Annotated in this window: 22 protein-coding genes and 2 tRNA genes; 9 read left to right on the top strand and 15 right to left on the bottom strand. The window is 60.8% G+C overall.

Going from position 1 to position 23,635, the window contains the following annotated elements; all coding sequences use genetic code 11:
- Positions 1-75: 75 nt before the first annotated feature.
- Positions 76-321, bottom strand: a complete 246-nt coding sequence (locus tag HMPREF1531_RS12280; protein ID WP_156860334.1) for a hypothetical protein — start codon at positions 319-321, stop codon at positions 76-78.
- Between the two features lie 160 nt (positions 322-481).
- On the opposite strand from HMPREF1531_RS12280, the gene HMPREF1531_RS12275 reads away from it, so the two are divergent.
- A complete protein-coding gene (locus tag HMPREF1531_RS12275) occupies positions 482-1,228 on the top strand; it encodes a formylglycine-generating enzyme family protein (protein WP_036899630.1) in 747 nt (248 codons plus the stop codon).
- A 793-nt stretch (positions 1,229-2,021) separates the two neighbouring features.
- Positions 2,022-2,097 (top strand) — tRNA-Asn (locus tag HMPREF1531_RS12270).
- Between the two features lie 198 nt (positions 2,098-2,295).
- On the opposite strand, the gene HMPREF1531_RS12265 is transcribed toward HMPREF1531_RS12270, so the two are convergent.
- The 4 genes from HMPREF1531_RS12265 to HMPREF1531_RS12250 all read right to left on the bottom strand — a co-directional run bounded on the left by HMPREF1531_RS12265 (position 2,296) and on the right by HMPREF1531_RS12250 (position 5,645).
- Positions 2,296-3,684, bottom strand: coding sequence for a hypothetical protein (locus HMPREF1531_RS12265; protein ID WP_016670282.1), 1,389 nt, complete (start codon positions 3,682-3,684; stop codon positions 2,296-2,298).
- A gap of 116 nt (positions 3,685-3,800) precedes the next feature.
- A tRNA-Ile gene (locus tag HMPREF1531_RS12260) sits at positions 3,801-3,874 on the bottom strand.
- A 35-nt stretch (positions 3,875-3,909) separates the two neighbouring features.
- On the bottom strand, positions 3,910-4,713 hold the full coding sequence (locus tag HMPREF1531_RS12255; protein ID WP_016670281.1) for an HAD hydrolase family protein: 804 nt from the start codon (positions 4,711-4,713) through the stop codon (positions 3,910-3,912).
- Positions 4,714-4,715: 2 nt separating this feature from the next.
- A complete protein-coding gene (locus HMPREF1531_RS12250) occupies positions 4,716-5,645 on the bottom strand; it encodes a hypothetical protein (protein WP_016670280.1) in 930 nt (309 codons plus the stop codon).
- A 185-nt stretch (positions 5,646-5,830) separates the two neighbouring features.
- On the opposite strand from HMPREF1531_RS12250, the gene HMPREF1531_RS12245 reads away from it, so the two are divergent.
- Genes HMPREF1531_RS12245 through HMPREF1531_RS12225 form a run of 5 tightly spaced genes read left to right on the top strand, consistent with a single transcriptional unit; the run spans position 5,831 to position 10,708 of the window.
- Positions 5,831-6,988 (top strand): AAA family ATPase, encoded by a 1,158-nt coding sequence (locus HMPREF1531_RS12245; protein ID WP_016670279.1) that lies wholly within the window; start codon positions 5,831-5,833, stop codon positions 6,986-6,988.
- Positions 6,989-6,991: 3 nt separating this feature from the next.
- Complete coding sequence (locus HMPREF1531_RS12240; RefSeq protein ID WP_016670278.1) at positions 6,992-8,065, top strand: DUF58 domain-containing protein; 1,074 nt, start codon at positions 6,992-6,994, stop codon at positions 8,063-8,065.
- On the top strand, positions 8,062-9,042 hold the full coding sequence (locus HMPREF1531_RS12235) for a VWA domain-containing protein (protein WP_016670277.1): 981 nt from the start codon (positions 8,062-8,064) through the stop codon (positions 9,040-9,042). Before HMPREF1531_RS12240 ends, HMPREF1531_RS12235 begins: the two co-directional genes overlap by 4 nt.
- A complete protein-coding gene (locus HMPREF1531_RS12230; RefSeq protein ID WP_156860333.1) occupies positions 9,033-10,001 on the top strand; it encodes a VWA domain-containing protein in 969 nt (322 codons plus the stop codon). The genes HMPREF1531_RS12235 and HMPREF1531_RS12230 overlap by 10 nt, the downstream gene beginning before the upstream one ends.
- Positions 10,001-10,708 (top strand): YggS family pyridoxal phosphate-dependent enzyme, encoded by a 708-nt coding sequence (locus HMPREF1531_RS12225; protein WP_016670275.1) that lies wholly within the window; start codon positions 10,001-10,003, stop codon positions 10,706-10,708. The genes HMPREF1531_RS12230 and HMPREF1531_RS12225 overlap by 1 nt, the downstream gene beginning before the upstream one ends.
- A 47-nt stretch (positions 10,709-10,755) precedes the next feature.
- Here the strand turns inward: HMPREF1531_RS12225 and HMPREF1531_RS12220 are convergent, their stop codons facing one another.
- Genes HMPREF1531_RS12220 through HMPREF1531_RS12200 form a run of 5 tightly spaced genes read right to left on the bottom strand, consistent with a single transcriptional unit; the run spans position 10,756 to position 16,208 of the window.
- Positions 10,756-11,736 (bottom strand): ABC transporter permease, encoded by a 981-nt coding sequence (locus tag HMPREF1531_RS12220; RefSeq protein ID WP_016670274.1) that lies wholly within the window; start codon positions 11,734-11,736, stop codon positions 10,756-10,758.
- Positions 11,733-12,695, bottom strand: coding sequence for an ABC transporter permease (locus tag HMPREF1531_RS12215; RefSeq protein WP_016670273.1), 963 nt, complete (start codon positions 12,693-12,695; stop codon positions 11,733-11,735). Before HMPREF1531_RS12215 ends, HMPREF1531_RS12220 begins: the two co-directional genes overlap by 4 nt.
- Entirely contained in the window at positions 12,692-14,209 is a 1,518-nt protein-coding gene (locus tag HMPREF1531_RS12210; RefSeq protein ID WP_016670272.1) for a sugar ABC transporter ATP-binding protein, read from the bottom strand. The genes HMPREF1531_RS12215 and HMPREF1531_RS12210 overlap by 4 nt, the downstream gene beginning before the upstream one ends.
- Before the next feature lie 13 nt (positions 14,210-14,222).
- Complete coding sequence (locus HMPREF1531_RS12205) at positions 14,223-15,296, bottom strand: ABC transporter substrate-binding protein (RefSeq protein ID WP_016670271.1); 1,074 nt, start codon at positions 15,294-15,296, stop codon at positions 14,223-14,225.
- A 42-nt stretch (positions 15,297-15,338) separates the two neighbouring features.
- A complete protein-coding gene (locus tag HMPREF1531_RS12200) occupies positions 15,339-16,208 on the bottom strand; it encodes an SMP-30/gluconolactonase/LRE family protein (protein WP_016670270.1) in 870 nt (289 codons plus the stop codon).
- Positions 16,209-16,382: 174 nt separating this feature from the next.
- Between HMPREF1531_RS12200 and HMPREF1531_RS12195 the strand changes: the two genes are divergently transcribed.
- Complete coding sequence (locus HMPREF1531_RS12195; protein WP_016670269.1) at positions 16,383-17,375, top strand: LacI family DNA-binding transcriptional regulator; 993 nt, start codon at positions 16,383-16,385, stop codon at positions 17,373-17,375.
- Positions 17,376-17,396: 21 nt separating this feature from the next.
- On the opposite strand, the gene HMPREF1531_RS12190 is transcribed toward HMPREF1531_RS12195, so the two are convergent.
- A complete protein-coding gene (locus tag HMPREF1531_RS12190; protein ID WP_016670268.1) occupies positions 17,397-19,322 on the bottom strand; it encodes a S9 family peptidase in 1,926 nt (641 codons plus the stop codon).
- A 117-nt stretch (positions 19,323-19,439) separates the two neighbouring features.
- On the opposite strand from HMPREF1531_RS12190, the gene HMPREF1531_RS12185 reads away from it, so the two are divergent.
- Positions 19,440-19,937 (top strand): DUF3145 domain-containing protein, encoded by a 498-nt coding sequence (locus HMPREF1531_RS12185; protein WP_016670267.1) that lies wholly within the window; start codon positions 19,440-19,442, stop codon positions 19,935-19,937.
- Between the two features lie 138 nt (positions 19,938-20,075).
- Here HMPREF1531_RS12185 and HMPREF1531_RS12180 read toward each other — a convergent pair whose 3' ends face one another.
- The 4 genes from HMPREF1531_RS12180 to HMPREF1531_RS12165 form a co-directional block, all read right to left on the bottom strand.
- Positions 20,076-21,332 carry a beta-ketoacyl-[acyl-carrier-protein] synthase family protein gene (locus HMPREF1531_RS12180; RefSeq protein WP_016670266.1) on the bottom strand — a complete coding sequence of 419 codons (1,257 nt, stop codon included), beginning with the start codon at positions 21,330-21,332 and terminating at the stop codon, positions 20,076-20,078.
- Between the two features lie 63 nt (positions 21,333-21,395).
- Positions 21,396-21,641 carry an acyl carrier protein gene (locus tag HMPREF1531_RS12175; protein WP_016670265.1) on the bottom strand — a complete coding sequence of 82 codons (246 nt, stop codon included), beginning with the start codon at positions 21,639-21,641 and terminating at the stop codon, positions 21,396-21,398.
- Between the two features lie 52 nt (positions 21,642-21,693).
- The gene (locus tag HMPREF1531_RS12170; RefSeq protein ID WP_016670264.1) at positions 21,694-22,689 is read right to left on the bottom strand and encodes a beta-ketoacyl-ACP synthase III; all 996 of its coding nucleotides are present in this window, start codon (positions 22,687-22,689) and stop codon (positions 21,694-21,696) included.
- Positions 22,686-23,612, bottom strand: coding sequence for an ACP S-malonyltransferase (locus HMPREF1531_RS12165; RefSeq protein ID WP_036899612.1), 927 nt, complete (start codon positions 23,610-23,612; stop codon positions 22,686-22,688). Before HMPREF1531_RS12165 ends, HMPREF1531_RS12170 begins: the two co-directional genes overlap by 4 nt.
- Positions 23,613-23,635: the final 23 nt, after the last annotated feature.

Here is a 23,635-nt window from a genome sequence, read left to right as displayed (position 1 = left end):
TCTTCTCCCTATAGATTGAAATAAAACTTGCCATCATCGATTTCTGATGTGCTCGGTTTCTCATGGACAACACTTTTAAAGGGATCGAGTCGCCGTTTTTCCGGAGCTGACTTCACTGGTGTAAACTATGGTTCTGGTATGGTCCAGAATCTGTTGCAGTTCGGTGCGGGCATCAGGCTTCTGGCAGGCCGTCAGTGATGTGCCGCCGTCCAAAAGAAGCGGATTCGCTTCGCTTTTATCCAGCTCGGTGGCGTGCACCGTACTGTCTTGGATATGGGCGTCACGCGTCGCCTGCGTCATCCGATCCGACTGGTCACCCACATCCTTGTTTACAGCAGCATTGATTCAAGGGCGTTCTCGTGACAACCGCCAAACTGAATGACAGAACCCCCTCGGTGCGGCAAAAAAGTGTTCATGGGAACTCTGAGGCCAAGCGGTGAGATTCCTCCGCCCCGCAGCCATCGTGGCCAAGAATGACACCATGAGGATCCGCATGGTCGCCGTACCCCTGATCGGCACCGTCGAGGAAGTCATGGTGGATTGCCCCACGGGCAGTTCGTGGACCGTACGTGTCGAACCGTTTGCGTTGGCGGAGACGGTGGTGACGCGTGGACTGTGGGACGACGTGCATGGTGTTGCGGGCGATCCCGAGATGTCCAACTTTCCAAAGACCGACTTGAGCTGGCGAGACGCAATCAGGTTCTGCAACGCGCTCTCAGAGCGAGAAGGCCTGGAGCCGGTGTACCAGATCTCGCAGCGCGATGTTCCTCAGCCGGCGCCGACCCGGTGGCGACCCCACAGCGAGCCTGAACTCGATGACTGGATTGTGGCTTGGGACCACGGCGCAGACGGCTACCGCCTACCCACAGATGCCGAGTGGCAGGTGGCCTGCCGCGCGGGGACATCGGGTGCCCGGTACGGACGTCTAGACGATATCGCCTGGTACGTCGAGAATTCTGGCGGGACAGTTCATCCGGTGCGCTCGAAAGAGCCAAATGCGTGGGGTTTGTTTGACCTACTCGGTGGCGTGTGGGAATGGTGCTGGGACCTGTACGACCCGGAGAGCTACGGCTCGTACCGTATCATTCGCGGTGGGGGATGGAGCGATCCCCAGTGGAGCTGCCGATCAGGCGTCCGACGCAAGACTAACCCGACCGCCTCGTTTGATGATCTGGGATTCCGTGTCGCTCAGGGTGCTGTCAGTGCACCAGCCGTGAGACCGGGCTGATCTACGATCGAACATCGGCGGAGTCGGTTGCTCACGCACACTTGGGAGGCCTCGCCCCGGCGACACGCGATTTTCCGGGTCAATGCACGATAATCGCGAGTAATAAACAGGCGAGAGTCTTTGTGATGGCCTGTTCAAAAATGCTTCACACCCCCGCCACTCTTCTATCAGGCATCTCCATTCGTATGCTAGCGAGTATGCCGGTAGATGTTGCAAAGATGGGCACTACTAGTCAGACTGGTGAAGCCAGGGCTGGGGTGCTTGAGGATCTCTACCTCGGTCTCCTGCACCCAGTTATGGCAACGCACCTTGACCAACTCTGGATTTTTCCGCGCTGGTCAAGCCCTGACGTGATCAGCATCAACATCATCTTGACTCATCCACCATCGGAGACATGACTACTGATCCCCAGATCACCAACGACCTTTGCGGCCACTTTCCCGATAACGACCGATCAACAACACCCCCAACCAAATTCAATAGACAGCATAAACCTCTCTCCTAAACATCATGGTCTCAGAACACATGCTTCAAAAACCAAGTAAAGCCCCGGTCACTCTAAACCGCAGGTCTGACGCTGCCAAGATTCAATTCAAGCGTTCGTGGTACGTTACCTAGCCGAGAATCATCACTCCCGCTGTTGACAAGACCAGATGACAGAGGCGGGCTGGTCGGTGATGGTGACGGTGGCAGGGTGGTGGCATTCGGGTCCGATGTCCTGCCAACTTGGAAAGTTGCATGGTGCGCCGAGGGGCTGCTAGCATCTCTTCGTGCACCGGTAAGCGCGGGGCGGTCCCTGATAGCTCAATTGGCAGAGCATCTGACTGTTAATCAGAGGGTTCCTGGTTCGAGTCCAGGTCGGGGAGCCACATCCCTCACACCACCACCGTCAGGCCCGGCCCGTCAGGGCCGGGCCTGACACCTTCATCGACGTCCACGATGCCTTCGGTGCTTTCCCAAGAACTGTGATTGAAGCCGTGTCCGGCACGGTTCCGGGCCGTGTCGCGGTGTGTTCACGGTGGACCGGGTCAGCCTGCATGGTCGACCCGGACAATCAGGCGGGTTGCTCAGGCTGGAACAGCCACCGTCGTCACCAGATCTGTGCTGCTGGCCGAGGAGTAGATGACGGCCAAGCGCCCGGCCGAGATCATGACTTGGCTAATGCTGTAAGAGTTCCCACGCTCGGCGAGCGAGGATTCAATCGCATCGAGGTACTGTCCGCTGTCTCGGCTCATCATGTCGAAACTTGCCCCAAAATTTTTTTCGCAGACTAAGACATCGCCTGAGGTATCGGATGCGCATTGCGGAACACTGCCGCTCTCGCGCTTAGTGCCGGAGGGCTTCATCACGGTTTCGCCACCTTCCAAGGTCATGATGAAATCACCATTGGGCGCCAAAGTGTCGTTGGCAATCGCAGAGGAAAGGGCATCGGAGCGAACACACCCGCCGGTGACGCTGACCCGGGTGTTGATCTCCTGGTCGGAGGTCCTCTCCCCGTCCAAGTTGTAGAGGAACGGCCCGCCCTCGTAGCTGGAATCCTTGGAGTCGGTAGAGTTGATTGCCCCGTCAGCACGTATCACGATCCCGTCGCAGGCAATGACGTCGATCCACAGCAGTTGGTCGGCAGAAGCGGAGGTGATGGTGTTTTTCGTCGTGCCGTTTGTGGTGTCGATGAAGATGATCCGATTCTGACCATTCTGCTGGTCATCCGGGGTTTCGGAACAGACCAAGGTGGTCTGACGAACGAAGCACTCGGTGGCGCTGTAGGGCTCGACGGCGGTAGTCCAGGCAAGAGTTCCTGTTTTCGTGTCAGCAGCGAGGAGAACTGTACGGTCACCGCCGGCGAGCGGCAGATTCGCCAGCTTCATGACCGTGGTACCTTGCGAATCCACTCCTAGGACATCGATGGTGTTGAATCCTTCCTTGTTCTGGACATCAAGCGGAATCGAGGTGACCTTGGCCGGGTCGTCGCGGTTGAAGGCGAGTATCGTCACCCGGCCGTCAGTGCCCATGGTGAAGCACACGGCATGGCTGGGGTCCTCGGTCATGCCGTTCTCGGACAGCCCCGAGAAGACGTCGCAGGTGAGGTTCGGGTACTGCTTGCTGTCGGCGACCACGGTGTGCTGCCCGGGTGCGGTCACGTCGACCCAGCGAACTTCAGTGGGTTGCTCGGAATGTGAGGAGGTCACCAGGAACAGGCCGTGAAGACCATCGTGGGCCAATGACAAGACCCGGCCCTCAATGGGGGCGGACATGGTGGGGGAGGAGAGTTCGGAGCTGACCGGTGTGATGCCCGGGACCTGCTCGACGACGTAGGACTCGGGGCCCGCCGTCCCGGGATCGGCAGTGCGCAACTGCTTAAGAAAGGGGAGAATCACGGATAACGCCACGCCGACGACGGCCAGAACCGCCACGATGCTACCGGCGATGACCAATAGTTTCTGGTTTCTGCTCATGATGGACACCGACCTTCCTCACGGCTGACCTGTCCGGCAGACTATCAGCGCTTAGTGAGTCGACGCGTGGGAACCACAGCAGCCGTGACGGAAAGTTCCGCCACGGCTGCTGTGCGTAGGGCGTGCGGGGCTCGAACCCGCGACCCAGGGATTATGAGTCCCCTGCTCTGACCGGCTGAGCTAACGCCCCATGCAACGCACCACTCTAGCGGTGGAGTGGTGCGATCATTCTGCGAGCAACTCGAGAATCTTCGCACCGACTGCTGCATCGTCATTGGACCCGATCACCGGAATGCCTGCCTCGACAAGTACCGGATCTGCGCCCGCCATCGCGAATCCCCGACCTGCTAGTCGGAGCATAGCCAAGTCATTGGGCATGTCCCCGAAAGCGACCATTCGTTCGGGTGCGGTGCCCAACTCGCCGAGCAGATCAAGCAATGCTCCGGCCTTCGACACGCCCGGAGCAGTCATCTCCAGCAATCCGGTAGGGCCGTCGTGGGAGTAAGTCACCTCCAACCGATCGCCAATGATCGGCGACAGTAGACCGAATAACTGTTTAGTGGGGTGGGAGGGATCCTGTACGAGCAGTTTTACGATCCCCTCACGCGTCAGCAGGATATCGATGTCGGCGGTATTATCCGGGGGAGTCCAGCTCTCGCCAACGCTGATTTGAGGCTCGGCACTCCAGCCATCCAAGTACTCCACGACGAAACGAGCTTCTGGGCAGGCCTCACGGACCTGCTGGCATACCGAGCGTAGCGTCGTGGGATCCGCCGTGTGGCTGAACACCACTGATCCGTCGCTCATATCAATGGTCACCGCTCCATTGGCCGTTACTGCCCAGCTCGGTACATCGGTGAGCCCGGTAATCACCGGCAGCCAGCGTCTCGGGCGGCCCGTGGCGTAGATCACCTTGATCCCTGCGGCGTGGGCCTGCTGCAGAGCTTGGGCATTGAGTTCCGGAATCCGGCGATCCGAGGATAAGAAAGTGCCGTCGAGGTCCGTGGCGATCACATCGAACCCGACCATGATCACAGTTTCGTATTCTGTGAGGTGGGTGGTTGGGTGTTAGTGGCGCTGTTGGACCCGGAAACCCCCATCGAGGGATTATCCGAGTGATCCTGCGGTTCCCCATCGGTCGGGGTTGGTGAGGCCGACTGATCAGAGGAGGATTCTGAGGGATCGGCGGACTGAGAATCGGATTGGCTTGGCGATTGCGATTGATCAGAGGACTGAGACTGATCGGACGACTGTGATTGATCAGACGATGCAGAACTTGGGTCTACCGGTGGCTGAGTGGTCTGCTGGGGTGAGTTCTGGAACAGCAACACCGCGATGAGCAGGGCGAGGGTGCCCAGGATGATGGTCAGCAGCCACGATGCGATCAGCGGCATCGCGCCTGCCCGGTCATGGCGTCCTGGTCCGGGCAGCGGCCAGATCCGCCAAGTGCCCAGCCTAGATTCCTCATGCCAGGCAATGTCGAAATCGGGACCTGCGCTGGTTCCCAAGGACGGGGTGGAGGACAGGTCGACCGAGCGCAGCAGGCGTTCAGCCTCGGCATGGGCATCCGAGCTGCCGTCGTATGCCAAGGCCACCCATGGCGCGACCGGAGCCATGCTCTCATGGACCGGGTCGTCGGCCTCCGAACGATACTTGGCAGCCAGCCTGCCGCCATCCTGGCCATGACCGCCGCGGGCGATCACGATATCGGCGTGGAGCTTGTTCACTTCGCCGGCCAGCCGGTCCCGGGCCGCGGCATCGGCCGCTGCCCCTTGTGAGAGCACCAGCAACATAACCGAAGGCTTGTCTTGGGCATGGGCGACGAAAACGACGCCTGAGTCGTGCTCTACCAGCCGGGCATCCAGCCAGAAATCCCCGATACGGGGAGGATCTTCGACCTGCAATGGGTACGGTTCCACGTGGCCCGGTCGTGGCCCCGTTCCGTGGGCTGAATCTGTCATCGTCTTAATCTCACCACATCACAGTGCCCAACCGAAGCGGCCGCACTGCAACTCTGCGCCTTGAAGACTCCGAGGTGTCTTGGTGGCAGGGTATCGTGGCATGCGCAGTGAACTGCGTCGGCGGGAAACCGTCGGCCCCAAGGCTCCGACCATCCGGGTTGGAGCCCGATGCCCAGGAGCGATGAGTGAGCAGCAGCCCAGAAGGACAGTCCCTGTCGATCAAGAAGGCAGCGGAAATCGTCGGAGAGGCAATTTCCCAAGTGCAGAGGGTCATCGTCGGTCAGCAGCACATGGTGGAGCAGCTCATGGTGGGCCTCCTCGCCAAGGGGCACATTCTTCTGGAAGGCGTGCCCGGAACCGCGAAGACCTTGGCCGTACGAACTTTCTCCACGGTGGTCGGCGGATCTTTCGCACGAGTGCAGTTCACCCCTGACCTGGTGCCCTCCGACATCGTCGGCACCCGCGTTTACCAGGCCTCCAAGGAGACCTTCGATATCGAACTAGGGCCGGTGTTCACCAATTTCGTGCTTGCTGACGAGATCAACCGCGCTCCTGCGAAGGTGCAGTCCGCAATGCTCGAGCTCATGGCGGAAAAGCAGGTCTCCATCGCGGGGCAGACCTACCCCATGGCCAAGCCTTTCATCGTCATCGCGACCCAGAACCCGGTGGAATCGGAGGGCGTCTACCCGTTGCCCGAGGCTCAGCGTGACCGTTTCTTGCTCAAGGTGGATGTGCCCTACCCCCAGGGCAATGAGGAGTTCGAGATCCTGCGCCGCATGTCGGTTACCCCGCCGACCCCGAGTGCCGTCCTCAATCCGGAACTGACCGTGCAGTTGCAGGACATGACTTCGAATATTTTCGTGCATAACTTGGTGGCCGAGTACATCGTTCGCCTCGTGCTGGCCACCAGGAACCCGCTGGAGTTCGACTTGCCCGATTTGGCCAAGATCATCCAGATCGGCAACTCCTCGCGTGCCACCCTCGGTCTTACCGCGGCCTCCCGGGCCGTCGCTTTGATCAACGGTCGTGATTACGTTCTTCCCTCCGACGTGCAAGCCATCGCTCGGGACGTTATGGCGCACCGTCTAGTGCTGTCCTTCGATGCGATCGCCGACAACATCTCCCCGCTGCAAGTGGTTGACCGGATTCTGGCCAAGGTGCCCGCTCCAACGCCGGTGTGGAACAAGACGCAGGGTGGTGCTCCGCAGAAGGGCCCCCAGCAGCAGGCTCGTGTCCCTCGGCCGCAGGCTGCCCCTGTTCCGGTTAACCAACCGCTCCCGGCTCCGCCCCGGACACCGATGCCCCCAGGCGCTCAGCCCGGGCAGGGGCAATTCCGGAGCTGACCCATGGCACGACCTGATTTTGCGTTGCCCCCGTCTGGCACCACTTTGGCGAGTGGCCGTCATGACGTCGGCGCCGCCGAGTCAATCCTCCGTCCGCCCAGCGGACCCACGATCGAACTCAAGGCGCTGGCCCCGGAAGCAGCCCTGAGACGGCTGGAACTGACCGTGGTTCGTCGCCTGGAAGGTTTCCTCCAAGGCGATCATCTCGGGCTGCTGCCTGGTCCGGGATCAGATTTGAATGATGCTCGTGAATACGTTCCGGGTGAGGACGATGTGCGTCGCATGGACTGGGCCGTCACGGCACGCACATCCACCCCGCACGTTCGCGACACCGTGGCCGACCGAGAACTGGAGATCTGGGCCCTGCTAGATGCGACCCCCTCAATGAACTGGGGAACCGCCGGAGTCACCAAGAGAGACCTGGGCATCGCTGCGATTGCTGCCCTCGGATATGTCTCCCAGACCGTCGGCGACCGTTTTGGGGGCATGGTGTTGCACTCCGATCAGGTGACCAGGTTCCCTGCTCGATCAGGCAGACAAGCTTTGTATGGGTTGCTCAAGCGGTTGCTCACTGATCCGATCGAGCCCGACACCACTACCGGTTCCTTGGAGTTGGCCGATGGGATCGAGACGATGATCCGTTCGCAGCGGCGCAGAGGCATGCGTATCGTGGTCTCTGATTTCATCACCCCAGGCGAGCAGGAACTTGACCCGGACATTGCTCCCGCCTGGGAGCGGCCCCTGCGACGCTTGGCCGTGCGCAACCAAGTGCTCTGTGTCGAGGTCGTCGATGCTGGTGAGACAGAGTTCCCCGATGTGGGGGAGATCCTCATCAAAGACCCTGAAACCGATTTCGCGAGATATGTCAATACCTCGGACCCAAGAGCGCGCGCGATGATTGACAAGGCTTCTAAGGCCCAGCGGGAACGCGTGGCGACTGTGCTGCGCAGATGTGGGGTCGGTCACATCCGGCTGAGCACCGACAGGGACTGGGTAGCCGACATCGCCCGCTTCGTGCTCACCTACCGGCGTACCGCATCTGTGCTCCACACTCCTCCCCAGGGGGTGAGCAAGTGAACGACATCGCAACTCCGGTGGGCTGGTGGGAATTCTTCAACCCCAACAGATTGTGGGCTGTCGTGTGTATCCCCGTGCTGGTGCTGTTCTACGCGATCTTGCTGAGACTCAAGCGTAACCGGGGCATCCGCTACACCCAGACCGGGATTGTGGGTGCTGTCCTGCCACGTCAGTCCCAGTGGCGCAGACACGTCGCGGTTGCCATGGCCCTGTGCTCGATCACCGCCATCGTTGGAGCTTGGGCTCGTCCCGCGGGCACCGAGAAGGTGAAACGCGAACGGGCGACGGTCATCGTGGTGCTTGATCGCTCGTTGTCAATGCAGGCCACCGACGTCGCCCCGAACCGGATGGCTGCCTCGAAGGAAGCAGCCAAACAGTTCATCGCGCATCTGCCGACCGAGTACAACGTCGCTGTTGTTGGGCTGTCGGGTTCTTCCTCGGTTCTGGTTCCGCCCACCACCGACCGTCTGACGGTCGAACGAGTCATCGATACCATGGAGATGCAGGAAGGAACAGCCATCGGCGATGCAATTCGAGCGGGTCTCGGTGCCGTCGCGATGGCGCCGGGAGATGATGAGAAAGGTCCGGCCCCCGCGATGATGGTCCTGCTATCGGATGGACAGAACACCGGAGGATCGGTGTCGCCGCAGACGGCGGCGATGGATGCCAAGGCACAGAATGTGGCGATCCACACCATCGCCTTCGGTACCCAGAATGGCTACGTCGATGTGGACGGTCACCGGGAGAATGTGGCTCCCGATGCCGCAGGACTCGGTGAGATAGCTTCCATCACCGGAGGGCAAGCCGCTGACGCCGCGAGCGCCAGCCAACTCGATAATGTCTACGACAACCTTCGCTCCGAGGTCGGCTACGAGGATGTGAAGAAGGAGGTCACCGCGCGCTGGGCCTTGTACGCCCTGGCCTTCGCCTTGGTGGCTTCGATGGGAGCCGTTTCAATGGCAGCGAGGTGGCCATGATCCCCATGATCCAGTTCATGCACCCGGGTCGGTTGTGGGCCTTGGTCATCGTCGTGCTGCTGGCGATCGGTTACCTGATACTGTCGAGTCGTCGGCAGGGAACGCGTCGCACGGGCGGTCGTACTCGGCTGGATCTGGTGTTGCCGCGCGATTCTGCGCTGAAGCGTCACCTGTCGGTAATCGCGTCCTTTGCGGCCGTCGTGGCGCTGGTGATCGCCTGGGCTCAACCGACCGGGGTGGTGCAGGTTCCGCGGGAACGGGCCACCATCGTGCTGACCATTGACATTTCTAAGTCGATGAGAGCCGAGGATGTCGAGCCAAACCGGTTGTCTGCAGCCCAGGCGGCAGCGACCGAGTTTGTCGATCTACTGCCTTCCACCTTCAACATCGCCTTGGTTACTTTCGGTGGCACAGCCTCCATCGTGTCCCCGCCTACCCTTGATCGGGGCGCGGTGAAGAAAGCCATCGAATCCATTGAACTGATCCCCGCCACCGCGATCGGTGAGGGCATTCATACATCCCTTGATGCGCTGACCCTGGCTCCCCAAGATCCGGATCATCCAGACGATCCTGCACCGGGTGCCATCGTGCTGCTGTCCGACGGATATACCAATATCGGACGCGACTCGGCCGAGGCAGCCCAGACTGCCAAAGACCGTGGCGTTCCAATCTACACGATCGCCTACGGAACCGAGTACGGCTATGTCTACGAGGACGGGCACAAGGTCAATGTGCCGGTCAATCACAAGGAATTGGCTGACGTGGCACGGATCTCCGGTGGGACGAAATATGCCGCCGAGTCAGTGGGTGATCTGCGCTCCATCTACGAATCCCTGGCAAGGGACATTGGATACCAGGAACAAGAGGTAGAGGTGACTGACCGCTATGCCTTCTACGCCCTGTTGTTCACCCTCGTCGCAGGGTTGGGCGTCGTTTCCCTGGCGGCGAGGTGGCCGTGATGATCGAACAGGCGATACAGGACCGGGTGTCCGCGCTTGAGGAACGGATTGTGGCTGCGTGTCGGCGGGCAGGTAGACCTCGTGACCAGGTGCGGCTGCTGCCGGTCTCCAAGACCAAGCCGGGTTCGGCCCTAGCCGAGGCGATGGAATGCGGGTTCAGGCGTTTTGGAGAGAATCGTGTCCAGGAGATCGTCGCGAAACAGGCTTATCTACCCGAGGCTGAGTTTGCCCTGATCGGCCACCTGCAGACCAACAAGGCCGCGAAGGCGGCCGAGTTGGCGGTGGAGTTCCAAGCCCTCGATTCGCTGCGGGTGGCTGCAGCCCTCGACCGCAAACTCCAGACGCTGGGGCGGTCACTGGACGTTCTGGTGGAGGTGAACACATCGGGGGAAGATTCGAAGTTCGGTCTTGCGCCCGAACAGGTGATGGAGTTCTGTGGGCAGCTAAAAGATTTCGATAGTCTCAATCCCATCGGTCTGATGACCATCGCTATGCCCTCAACTGATGAGGAGGTAGTGGGTGCTTGCTTCGACCAGTTGGCCGAACTGAGAAACAGGTTGCGTGCCGAGGCCGTGGCTTCCTCGAGTTGGGATGAGCTATCTATGGGAATGTCCAACGACTTCGAACTGGCGATCGCTCATGGCTCCACCTGCATCCGGGTCGGGACCGCGATCTTCGGGTCGCGGCCTGCGCCCATGGCCGTGTGAGACGGTTCATAGAATGCTTGCCGGGGTGGGATTCAGTGACGAATCATTCAGGGCTGTTTTCCTTTGGAGGATTTGGTGAAGAGGATCAGCATCAGCAGGATGATCGCGCCGTAGGCGATGCTCTGCCCGGCATCGAGAATGCCGACCACACGCAGCACGCTTACGAGCAGGACCGTGATCACGCAACCGATCATCGTTCCTCCGTAGCCTCCGCGACCCCCGAACATCGAAGTGCCTCCGAGGATCACCGCAGCGATTGTCTGCATCTGGTAAGAATCCCCTGATCCCAGGTAGGAGGAGCCGGTGTAACCGGTGAGCAGCAATCCACCCAGGGCTGCCGTCACACCAGAGGTCAGGTAGAGGCTCATGATCGTCGCGTTGACCGGTACAGCTGAATAGCGACTGGCCTCACGATTTAGCCCGACGGCGTAGATGAAGCGTCCATACCGTGTGCGTTTGAGAAGAACAATGGTGATGATGGCCAGGAAGAGCCAGACGATGACTGACCCGGTGAACACGCCGGCAAATCGCGTCGTGACCAGTGAAACCAGTGCAGGTGCAGAACTGCCCTTGGGTGATCCCTTGGTGTAGAGCAGTCCAATGCCCATCGTCGCGGTCATGGTTGCCAAAGTGGCGACCAGATCGGGCACTCCCAGACAACGTATGATCAATCCGTTGACCAGACCGATCACTGCCCCGATGAGAAGCACTGTCACGACAGCGGCTGCCAGTGATGAATCCCTCCCTGCCATGATGGTCGCTGCGATGAGATTGGACAGGGTCATGACTGCTCCGACGGATAAATCGATTCCGCCGACCAGGATGACTAGGGTCTGTCCGATGGCTGCCACACCGAGGATCGAGCTGAGCTGCAGAAGCGATCCGATCTGCTGGGGTTCGAAGTAGCCTGGTGCGATGGCCACCGTCGCCACGTACATCAGGACGAGGGTGATCAGCGGAATGAGTTGTCTTGTCCGGTCGGCGAGAGATTGCCGGGTGACGATTGGTGCAGGTGCGTTCGTGGTCATGACTTCTCACCTCCGCGGCGTATCAGTTTCCCGATGAGCGGCACCGAAATGGCCAGCACCAGGATGATTCCGGTGATGACGTACTGCCAGTAGGCATTAACCCCCATGCTGAACAGCAGGTTCGTGATGAAACTGATCAGCAGGGCGCCAGCAATCGCCCCACTCACCGTTCCCCGTCCACCCTGCAGTGCCACACCACCGACAACACAGGCCGCAATGGCATTCATCGTGTAGGAGGTGCCGATTGTTGCGTCCCCGGAACCCGAGTTCATCGTGACAAGGATGCCCGCAATGGCCGAGAACAGGGAGGAGAGCATGTAGGCCATGACGATGGTCGGCTTCACCCGGACCCCGGAGGCGAACGCGGCTCCCGGATCGGCCCCGGAACTCAACAGCGCCAACCCGAAGCGTCCGCGACGCAACGGGTACCACAACATGGCGGGGACCAGGACCATCACGATGAGTACCAGCGGAACCGGACCGATCAGCAGCAGAGGAGCGTCCACCATCCAGGTCTCCACGACTCCACCCGGCCGCGGAAGGATATACAGTGCGGCGCCGAAGAGGATTGACTGCGTGGCGAGGGTCACGATCAGGGGAGGCAACTCGAGCAGCGCGACACACAGTCCGTTGACGGCACCAGCAAGCAGACCCACCCCGAGAGCGGCTGCAATCCACAAGATGGTGCTGTGCTCGGTGACCGCTGTCCCTGCAGCGATGACCACATTGGACATTGTGAGCACCGCACCTACCGACAAGTCGATGCCCTTGCTCATGATGGCGATGGCCTGCCCCGCGGCCACCAGCGTCAGAGGTACCTTCTGCGCCATGGTGATGGTGAAGGACAGGACCGTCAGGTTGGGTGTGGTGAGGATCCAGATGGAGAAGAGCAGCACAAGAGCCGCGGATGCAACGCCAACAGCTGGTTCTCTGCGCAGGGTGACAAATACGGGATTCATTGGGACACCGCCTGGAAGGAGGCTTGAGTGATCCGATGTTCGGTGACATCGGATCCGGACAGTTCTGCGACGATACGGCCATGGGACATGACCAGAACCCGATTACAGAGATTGGTGATCTCTGCCAGGTCGGTGGAAACCAGGACCACCGCTTTTCCCCGGGCGGCGAGTCGCTGCATCAGGGAATAGATCTCGAATTTCGTCCTGACGTCGATTCCCCGGGTTGGGTCGCTGAACAGACAAACCGCGGGATCGGTGAGCAGCGCTGCACCGATGACCACCTTCTGCTGGTTGCCACCGGACAGGGCTTCAGCAGGCAGGGAAGGATCGTCAGGCCGTACCTGCATCGTGGACATCATCGAGTCGACGAGCTGGTGCTCCTCGGAGCGACGCACGAATCCCCACGTGGACAGTTTTCTCAGATGGGGCAGAGTCATGTTGGCCGATACCCGCATCGGCAGCACCAGGCCATGTCTTTTGCGGTCCTCGGGGACCAGGACGACACCGGCGTCCATTGCCCGGCGCACTGTGCGGAAGGGGCCACTGATGCCGTCGACCGTGTAGTGGCCATGCGATCCACGTACCCCGCCGAGCCCTTGGAGAAGTTCTGTCTGGCCGTTTCCCGCTAAACCCGCGATGCCGAGGATCTCACCGTGGTCGACGTGCAAGGAAATACCGCGGATATTGGTCCCAGTCACCGAATAGTCGGTTACTTTGAGAAGCGGACCACGTGGGGCCTGCTCATCCCGGGGTGGCGGATCAGGGAACAACGAGGCCATGCGTCCCCCGATCATCAGGGATACGATCTCGTCGGAACTGGTCTCTTCGGTACGCAGCAGTGCCACGGAGCGGCCGTCACGCATGATGAACATCTGATCGGTCGCAGCGAAGAATTCCTCCATGCGGTGGGTGATGAATAACACGGACTTCCCCCGGTCACGGAAGCTGTTCATCAGTTCGATCAGATGGGCTACCTCACCTTCCCGCAGACCCGAGGTCGGTTCGTCCAAGACGAGCAGTTCAGGATCGCCGACCAGTGCTTTGGCGATTTCGACCAGTTGGCGATCTGCGAAACCCAGATCGCGGACCATGTCATCCACGTGTACTTGCGCACCGACCACGGCCAGCGCTTCCTCGGCCATCATCGCGGCCCGGCGACGATCTATCATGCCGAGGCGCAGGGGCGCATTTCCCAAGATGATGTTGTCCAGAACCGAGAGATGCTCGAATACCGACAGTTCCTGGGCGACGTGGGCCACTCCAGCGCTCTTCGCGACTGCGGGGGACAACCCTCGCTGGGTCACTCCGTGGTAGCGGACTTCTCCTGCGGAGGGGGTGTGCACACCGGTCAGGACTTTGAGCAAGGTTGATTTCCCGGCACCGTTTTCGCCCGCGATACCGATGACCGTTCCGTTTCTGACGCTCAGATCGACATTCTTGAGCGCTTGGACGCCACCGAAGTGCTTCGACACCCCGGTAAGTTCCACGAGTGGAGCGGATGACGTGGATGACATGGTTTGACTCATCTCAGACGTAGTTCTTCTTGATGGTCTCCTCTGACAGCTTGGTCGGCAGGAAGAATGCATCCGGAAGGTCCGGTCGCACGTACTGCTCCAGAGTTTCCTGGGTAATCACCGGGAGTTCGATCGCCGGTGCTGGGCCTGGATCTTCGCCGCGTAGGGCTTTGACCGCGATCACCAGGGCATCGGCTGACAGGGATGGTGGGTTACACGGGGCGATGGATGTGAAACCGGTCGAGTCTTTGAGCTGCTTCCACTTCTTGAGGAAACCGTTGTAGCCCTCGCCCGAGATCGGAACTACCGCCATTGCGCGTTGTTCCATGACGGTGATCGCTCCCAAGGTGGGGGCTCCCCCCTGGGAGTAGATACCTTTCACATCGGGATGGGCAGCCAACAAGTCGGATGCGGCTGACTGTCCCATCGCCTGGTCCCAGTCCGTTACCGCACTGGCCACCGTCTGGATACCGGCCTTATCAAGTTCTGCCTTGGCGCCTTCCAAACGGTCATCATTCACCGGGGAACCCGATGCTCCGTCCAAGGTCAGGATCTCTGATCCAGATTCGAGTTGGGTGGCCAGCCATTCGCCGCCCACTCGGCCGAATTCCTTCTGATCGATGTTGACCACGATGCCGTACTCGGATTCCACGGCATTGTCGAAGGACACCACCAAGACTCCCTGCTGCTGGGCGCGCTGGACGGCGGTGTTCAGTGCGGTAGCAGAAGCGGCATCAATGAGCAGGATGTCGATGCCTTTGGTCAGCAGATCGTTGATGTCGGCGAGCTGTTTCTCGACCGAATTGTTGGCATCGGTGATGTCAAGGGATTCGATGTCCTCGGGCATCTTGGCCGCCTGTTCCTGGAGCTCCAGGATCATCTGGGTGCGGAAAGCATTACCCGCGAAGGAGTTCGAGAATCCCACGCGCAGCTTTCCCTCCTTTGGGGCAACCATGTACTTCGATGCCGATGTGTCGGAACTGGTGCCGCCCGGTGTTTTGGCTGCTGAGGAGCAGCCTGCCAGGGCTGACACCGGGACTGCGATGGTGGCTGCGGCCAGCAGGCCGCGTCTACTGAGCGTGAACATATGTGTTCTCCTTATATTTGTTCTCGTTGAGCGGTGGTCTCCTCACCACAGCCGGACAGGGTGCAGCAACCGCGCGTGCGTTTTCGTGGGAATCAGCAGTACTTGGCCGTCGAGTGGCCCATGGGTGCTGAAGTCCCCGGGACGCGCAGAGGTCACTGCCATGACCGAGCGGTCGGGTCCCACGAAGTCAATGCTGGTGGGCCGCGCCACGGGCAGTTCGAGCACCATGTCGACCCCTCCGTCCGGGGCATAGCGTACGATCCGGTACCCGTTCCATTTACAAGACCAGATGAATCCCTCGGCATCGACGGCCATGCCGTCGGGTACGCAGTCGTCGGGATCTACGGTGAACACTTGACGGTTGGAAAGTTGTCCGTTGTCGATGTCGTAGTCGAACGCCCAGATCGTTCGGGTGATCGAGTCGGTGTGATAGAGAGTCCGGTCGTCCGGTGACCATCCCAGTCCGTTCGAGGTGATGATTTCCGGTACCACCGGGTCTGCCCCTTCAACCGTCCAGCGATAGAGAGTTGACACCGGGTCTTTTTCCTCGTAGGTCATGGATCCCATCCACAGCCGCCCACGGGAATCCGTCTTTGCGTCATTCATCCGGTGGGAACGGGCGTCGTGCGGGGCGGCCCACAGTTGCTTCCACGTGGAACCATCGGATGTGGCCTCCCACAGCCCATCTTGCAGTCCCACGGCCCACGAACCCGTCGTCGTGGGGATGGCGAAACCTGGTGTTCCCGGGGTGCAGATGGATGTGAAATCTGATCCGTCTAGCGCACATCGGTGGATCACGCCCTTGTGGATATCGACCCACGACAGATGGGTGCCGTCCCACCACGGTGATTCGCCGAGGACGGAGTCCACCGGTACGGGGAGGATGTCGGGGGTGATGGTGCGGATCGTCATGACTTTGTCTCCGTATCGGGAAGGCCGTGCGTGTGGGCCGATGATGCTGCGACGCTGCAACACGTAAACGTTTAACTTCGACTTGAATGGTAGCCGTGTTGGGAGCGGAAGGGGAGTGATTTGCTCGTGTAGGTTTGATAACGATCGGAATTCAACCGTTTCCGAGGAGAATGTGTGAACAGCCTGGGTGAGGGTCGGCGTCGAGTCGGGATGGCCGACGTGGCGAGAAGAGCCGGATGCTCCGTGGCCACTGTTTCCCACGTGATCAACGGGACCCGTGCAGTGAGTGAGCAGACGAGACAGCGGGTGCGCTCGGCGATTGAGGAACTCGGCTATGTGCGCAATGCGGCTGCTCGGTTGCTACGTACCGGTACCGGTGATGCGGTGGGGATCTTGGTTCTCGACATCTCCAACCCGTACTTCATGAAACTAGCCCGAGGAGCCGAGGACTGTCTCGCTGAACACGGTGGAACGATGATCCTGGGGAGCACCGATGGACAGGATAGCAAGGAGGTCTCCCTGATCTCGCGATTGGTTTCCCAATCAATCAAGGGACTGATTGTCACGCCGGGACCTGGTACGGCCAAGAACTTGCAGCTCGTTTCAAATGAGGACTTTCCCGTGATCCTGATGACCGATGAATGGGACGAGGCCGGTTGCTCGACGGTGGGGTTGGACGACACAGTGGGCGGTCGACTCGCCGTCGAACGGCTCATCTCACGCGGATGCAAAAGGATCCTGATGATCAACGGCATGCAGGGTATGCGGCACTGCGAGACCAGATGGGCTGGGGCTCAGCAGGCAGCGAATGGTCACGATGGTGTCCTGGTCAGCGCCCTCTGGAACACAGCAGGCAGGGCAGACACGGCATCCTTGATCACGGCGGAACTACACCGCACCCCCGAGATTGATGGCATCTTCTGCCTCAATGATATGACGGCGCTGATTGCGCTCAAGGTACTACGTGCCGAGGGGCGGAAGGTTCCCGATGACGTGGCCGTCATCGGTTATGACGATCTGGCATTCGCATCCGAGCTCATGACACCTCTCACCACGATCAGGCAGCCCAGCTATCGGATGGGATGGGCAGCCATGGAAGTGTTGCTGCGTGGAGTAACCCAGCACGTGGTGTTCCGCCCAGAACTTATCGTCAGAGAATCGGCATGACCGCCGTCGGGCGATCCGTATTTAGCCGAGATTTTCAATCTTTAGCCGAGGCACTTCGTTGCTGTTGAGGCCGAACAGCTGATCGCAGAAACTGAACTCGGCCTCCAGAGCCTGCTGACGGACTGCGGGGGAACGGAATCCGTGCCCTTCCCCGGCGAAGACGATCATCGCCATGGGCAATCCCCGGCGACGCACCGCTTCAGCAAGCGTGGTGGCCTGCGCAAGGGGAACGACGGGATCCTCATCCCCCTGCAATACCAGTATCGGCCGGTTGAGGTGGTCCAGCCCGTTGATTGGGGAGCGATCTTCGTAGAGAGCACGCTCAGCGGGCCACGGGCCCACCAGCGAATCTAGGTAGCGTGCCTCGAATTTGTGCCCGCCGACCAGCGCCGCCAGATCGGTTACCCCGTAGCGGGTGATGCCCGCAGCGAAGACATCGGTGAGCATCAGGGCACGAAGAGCGGTGAATCCTCCGGCACTGCCGCCGGAAATTATAATCCTTGCAGGATCCGCCAGCCCCGCATCGACGAGGGCCTCTGCAGCATTGGTGCAGTCCGTCACGTCAGCAATGCCCCACAGCCCATCAAGGCGATCCCGGTAGGCCTTGCCGAATCCAACCGAGCCCGAATAATTGACATCGGCAACCGCGATCCCACGCGATGTCCAGAACTGGACCACCGGGTCGTATGCGTTCGTTGCCATCGCGGTTGGGCCACCATGCACTCTGACCAGCGCCGGGGGGCGAGTGCCCTCCGGCGCCCGGTGGGCGTCGTTGGTGGGTGGGTAATACCACATCTGTACCGAGCCGAGGTGTCCATCCATGACGATGGAACGCGCCACCGAGGTCATCCCAGGATCGGGAGGAGCGCCGAGGGATCGCAGCTCGGTCAGCGAGCCATCCGGGTTGAGACGCACGAGCGAGCGGGGGCAGGCCGGACGGTCGATCAAGGCATAACCGACCCCGGCGTGCGCTGCCACCGAATCGACTCCAGCCACTCCACCGAGTCGTCGCACGGTACCGTCCATCCTGGTGAGTTGCAGGAAATGCTGTCCTTCGACCACGAGCTGACCGAGCACGCTACCGTCGGCCAATTGAGCGTGGGCGTGGTTACCGATGACAAACATCGGTTTATCGACGTCACCTCCTGGGTTTCCCAGCGGGCGGGCAACTTCACCGTCGTGCAGCATGAGGGTGAAATACCCCGAGGCGTCGCTGGTATACATCAACAGGTGACGACCGGCCACCTCTACCCACCGTGGGTGATGGACTCCAATGCCGTCGAATACCGCCTGCGGAATCCCCGCCACCAACTCGACATCAACCACTCCTTCGGGGGTCAACTGACCGCAGTACAGCAGAGTCGAATGCCATGGCATGACGGGCTGGTTCCACTCCAGCCATGCAAGGAGGCCATCCGGGGACAGTGCGGGGTTAGCGTAGAAATCTGCTCCCTGGGCGAGGATGTGCTGGGTACTGTCGACCAAGTCGATGGCGACCAGGGTGGTCTCTGCCTGACCAGCGACATGATGATCTTCCCGTACGGCGAGGACCAGACCCCGGTCGGGGTGGATACGCAGATCGCCGTAGTGAACGAGGGGGTCAGCGGAGGTCAAGGGACGAATGGTTCCATCCGGTTCTCTTACCAGCAGCCGTGAGGTGGCGTCATCGCAGTGGACCAAGTATCCGTCGCAGGCATCGAAGGCCCCACCGCCGTACTCGTTCACCCGTGAACGCACCGAAACCTCGTCCCCGGTCATTTGGGTCACAATCCCGTCGGCGAACCTCATGACCGCGCTGTAGCCCTTGCGCTGCGGTGTGGATTCCAGCCACCAGACTCCCGTTTGGTCACCGATCAGACAACTCATCGTCCCGGATGCTGCGACAACGGACGCCGCAGTCAATGGAGAGGTCCAGGTCCCGTAGCGGGCCACTTGTGAAGCGGTCATTGCCTGAGCCTATCGTTCGTGTGGTTGGATCTTGACCGCATATGGTGTTGAATCATCTGGGACGACTCCCGGAGAACGGTTGCTGGGGAAGGCACACCAGATCGAAGGGAGTCGACAATGCCGAACACTGCGACCGGTGTCGTGTATATCCACTCGACGCCTGCTGTGTTGCGCCCTCATGTGGAATGGGCGATCGCGAATGTCATCGGAACCCCGGTTCGCCTCGAATGGGCCAACCAGCCCGCCCAGCAGGGAACCGTCAGGGCCGAGCTGTGCTGGCGAGGACCGATCGGAACCGGAGCTCGTCTCGCATCAGCGCTGCGCGCCTGCGAACGGATACGTTTCGAGGTGACCGAGGACAACGACACGGACCTGGGACACCGGTATGCGTGGACACCTTCCTTGGGGCTCTTCTGTGCCCAGACCTCCGCCAACGGCGACATCCAGATCCCCGAGAACCGGATTCGCAAGGCCATGTCGGATGCCGCAGCCGGGGGAGTGCCACTGAAGATGGCCTTGGCCGACCTGCTGGGCGATGCCTGGGACGATGAACTTGAAGTTTTCCGCTACGCGGGCGCCGATGCACCGGTGCGCTGGCTGGGCAAGGTCGGGTGATCCATTGATGTGTCATGCCCGGGCCAATCACCCTTGGCATCGGGCCGTTCTCCCGCTCCGCCGATGAGGGCGTCACGGGACGGACACAGCGAAGGGGTGGGCACGGTTGCCACCGGGCCCACCCCTTCAACACGTGACTCAGTCGGTCACATTTGCATTCGTCAAAACCAGGGTGACGTTGTGACCACCGAACCCGAAGGAATTGTTCAGCGCTGCTAGGTCGCCGTCGCGCAGCGGCTGCTTGACATTGGCCGCAATGGTGATCTCGAGACCGTCCTCGGGATCTTCAAGGTTGATGGTCGGGGGGGCGATCCGCTCCCGCAGGGCCATCACGGTGGCGAAGGTTTCCAAGGCTCCTGCAGCACCCAGCAGGTGCCCAGTCATCGATTTCGTGGAGGTCACCACCACTTGATCGGTGGCCGACCCCAGGGCGGACCGTACCGAGTGAGCCTCAGTGACGTCTCCTTGTAGGGTTGAGGTGCCGTGGGCATTGACGTGGGCAATGTCGCTCGGTGTCACACCAGAATGACGTAGTGCCTTGACCATGGCTGAGATCTGCCCGGCTCCCGAGGGATCCGGTTGGACCAGATCGTGGGAGTCCGCGGAGATACCGGATCCGGCGATGGTTCCATAAATTTTGGCACCGCGGGACTTGGCATGCTCCAGGGTCTCGATGACCATCATCGTGGCCCCCTCGCCGATGACGAAACCGTCGCGGCTCTTGTCCCAGGGGCGGGAAGCCTTCTGCGGCTCATCATTGCGGCGCGACAGTGCCTGCATCTGAGCGAAGGCCGCGATGGGCATTGCATGGATGACAGCCTCCGAGCCGCCTACTACGGCAGTATCTGCCTCACCGAGACGCAACATGTTCACCCCCAGCGCGATTGCCTCATTGGAGGATGCGCAGGCTGAGACGGGAGCATGTACCCCGGCCTTGGCGCCGACTCGCAGCCCGACCTGCGCCGCCGGAGCATTGGCCATCAGCATCGGGACGGTGAATGGGGAGACCCGGCGGGTCCCCTTCTCGCGTTGGGTATCCCAGGCCTCAAGGGTAGTGACCAGTCCACCGATGCCGGTGCCGACGGATACGGCCAGACGCTCAGGTTCGATGCCGTTGTCGGCGTCAAATCCGAATCCTGCGTCAGACCATGCCTGGACGCCTGCTCCGACAGCGAGTTGGGAGACGCGATCCATGCGACGGGCCTCGACACGCGGCATGATCCCGTTGATGTCGACGTCGACGCTGCCGGCGATCTGGACCGGGAGTTCTGACACCCAGTCTCCCTCGATCCGGCGCACACCACTGGCACCGGTGAGCATCCGGGACCACGTGGTTGCCGCATCGTTGCCGAGTGGTGAGATGACACCGAAACCGGTGATGACGACTTCAGTCATGTGTGCCTCCTGGAATGAGAATGGCCCGTCGGCGGGTACCGACGGGCCACCGCGACATGGGGGTCAGGCCTGGGCCTTCTCGATATAGGCGACGGCATCGCCGACGGTCTTCAACGACTTGGCGTCCTCATCGGGGATGGAGACATTGAAGGTCTCCTCGCAGGCGTAGATGATCTCGACCATTGACAGGGAATCGACATCAAGATCGTCCACGAAAGACTTCTCGAGCTGGACCTTGTCGACATCGACTCCGGCGACGTCGTTGACGATCTCGGCGAGGGATGTGCGGATTTCTTCGGTGCTGGCCATTTCGTTTTTCCTTACTGTTGATTAATTTCGTTGATCCTGACAGATGATTGGGTTATGGCAATACGACGACTTGACCGGCAAAAACCAGCCCTGCGCCGAAGCCAATGATGAGGGCATTGTCCCCTGACTTCGCATCGCCCGAGGCGAGCAGGGCATCCATGGCGATTGGGACGGAAGCGGCCGAGGCATTGCCCATTAGATGGATGTCCCGGCTCACCACGACCGATTCCGGCAGTTTCATCCTGCGCAGCATCGAATCGGTGATTCTGTTGTTTGCCTGGTGGGGAATGAAGGCATCGAGCTGATCGGCGGTGAGGCCAGCAACCTCCAAGGCCTCCTGCGCCTTGTTAGCGATGTGTGTGGCCGCCCACCGGAAGACCTTATTGCCTTCCATGTGGATAACCGGATCAATGCCGGACTCCATGGCATCACGCCAGTTCTCAGTCCAGATCACCCCAGCCTGATCACCATCGGATCCCCACACCGTGGGGCCGATGCCCGGGGTCTGCGAGGGTCCCACGACGACGGCACCTGCACCGTCAGCGAACAAGAAAGCGGTGCTGCGGTCGGTGAGATCAGTCTGTTCGGACAACACCTCGACCCCCACGACTAGGACATTGTGGGCGGTTCCGGCACGCACCATCGAATCTGCCATGCCGACCCCGTAACAGAAGCCTGCGCAAGCCGCGGAGATGTCGAAGGCTGCCGGGTGATCGAGACCGAGCTCGGAAGCTATCTCAACCGCCAATGATGGGAATTGGCGGAAGACCGAAACCGTAGAGACGATTATCGCGTCGACATCGCCGGGCCGCAGACCGGCGCTGTCCATAGCCCTGCGGGCCGCGTTGAGTGCCATGGACAGCGCCGTCTGGCTCTCGTCCACCCAGCGACGCTCTACGATGCCGGTACGCTGCTGGATCCACTCGTCAGAGGATTCGATCCACGTGCACATCTCCGCATTGTCGACTATGCGGTTGCCGCGCTCGGAGCCGACACCGAGGATGCGCGAGTATTGGGGGCCCTGCGCGATGGTAATCGGTGCGCTCACTTGGACTCCCGGGAAGAATGCGTGGTGACGAAGGCGCGGGCATCACCAAGTTGGTCAGGGGTATTGAGGTTGAACAACTCGACACCCGGCAGATTCCGCTTGGCAATGCCGGTGAGCGTTCCTGCGGGTGCCAGCTCAAGGATTCCGGAGACTCCGGCTGCAGCCATAGTCGCCATGCACTGGTCCCAGCGTACCGGACTGGTGATCTGTGAGATCAGACGTGCCAAGTACTCGGCTCCGTTATTGACGATCTGACCATCTCGGTTCGACACCAGCAATGTGTGGGGGGCAGCGGTCGTCATCGACGCAGCGACGGTTTCCAGATGGGGGATCGCCGGGGCCATGTGGACGGTGTGGAAGGCGCCAGCCACCTTGAGCGGAATAACACGGGCGCGTTTCGGCGGATTGGCAGCCAGGACTTCCAACTGCTCCAGGGTGCCTGCTGCGACGATCTGACCCTTGCCGTTGTTATTTGCTGCGGTGCATCCGGTGGCCTCGATGGCCGAGAGCACATCTGGGGGATCCCCGGCGACGACGGCAGACATGCCGGTGCGAGTGAGTGCAGCGGCCTCGGCCATCCGAGTACCGCGCGCAGCAACCAAGGCCATGGCTTGGGTATCGTCGAGCACCCTGGCCAGGGCAGCCGCCCCGATCTCCCCGACCGAATGGCCTGCAAGCATGTCGGGGAGTAAATCACCGAGCAGTTCCCGGCCGACGGCGATGGCCGAGGCAACCAGTAGTGGCTGGGCAATCGAGGTGTCGGTGATGGTCTCCTGATCCGAGATGGTGCCATGGGCTACCAAGTCCACCCCGCTGGCCTGGGACAGCAACTCAAATCGCGATGCGAAGGAGTCAAGTTCCAGCCACTTAGTCAGAAAACCAGGAGTTTGGGCCCCTTGGCCCGGGGCAACGATCACAAGCACCTGACTATCGTGCACCGCGGAGG

The organism is Propionibacterium sp. oral taxon 192 str. F0372 (assembly GCF_000413315.1).
GTDB lineage: Bacteria > Actinomycetota > Actinomycetes > Propionibacteriales > Propionibacteriaceae > Brooklawnia.
Note: the sequence above shows the minus strand (reverse complement) of the source record. Positions and strands in the feature narration are given on the sequence as shown.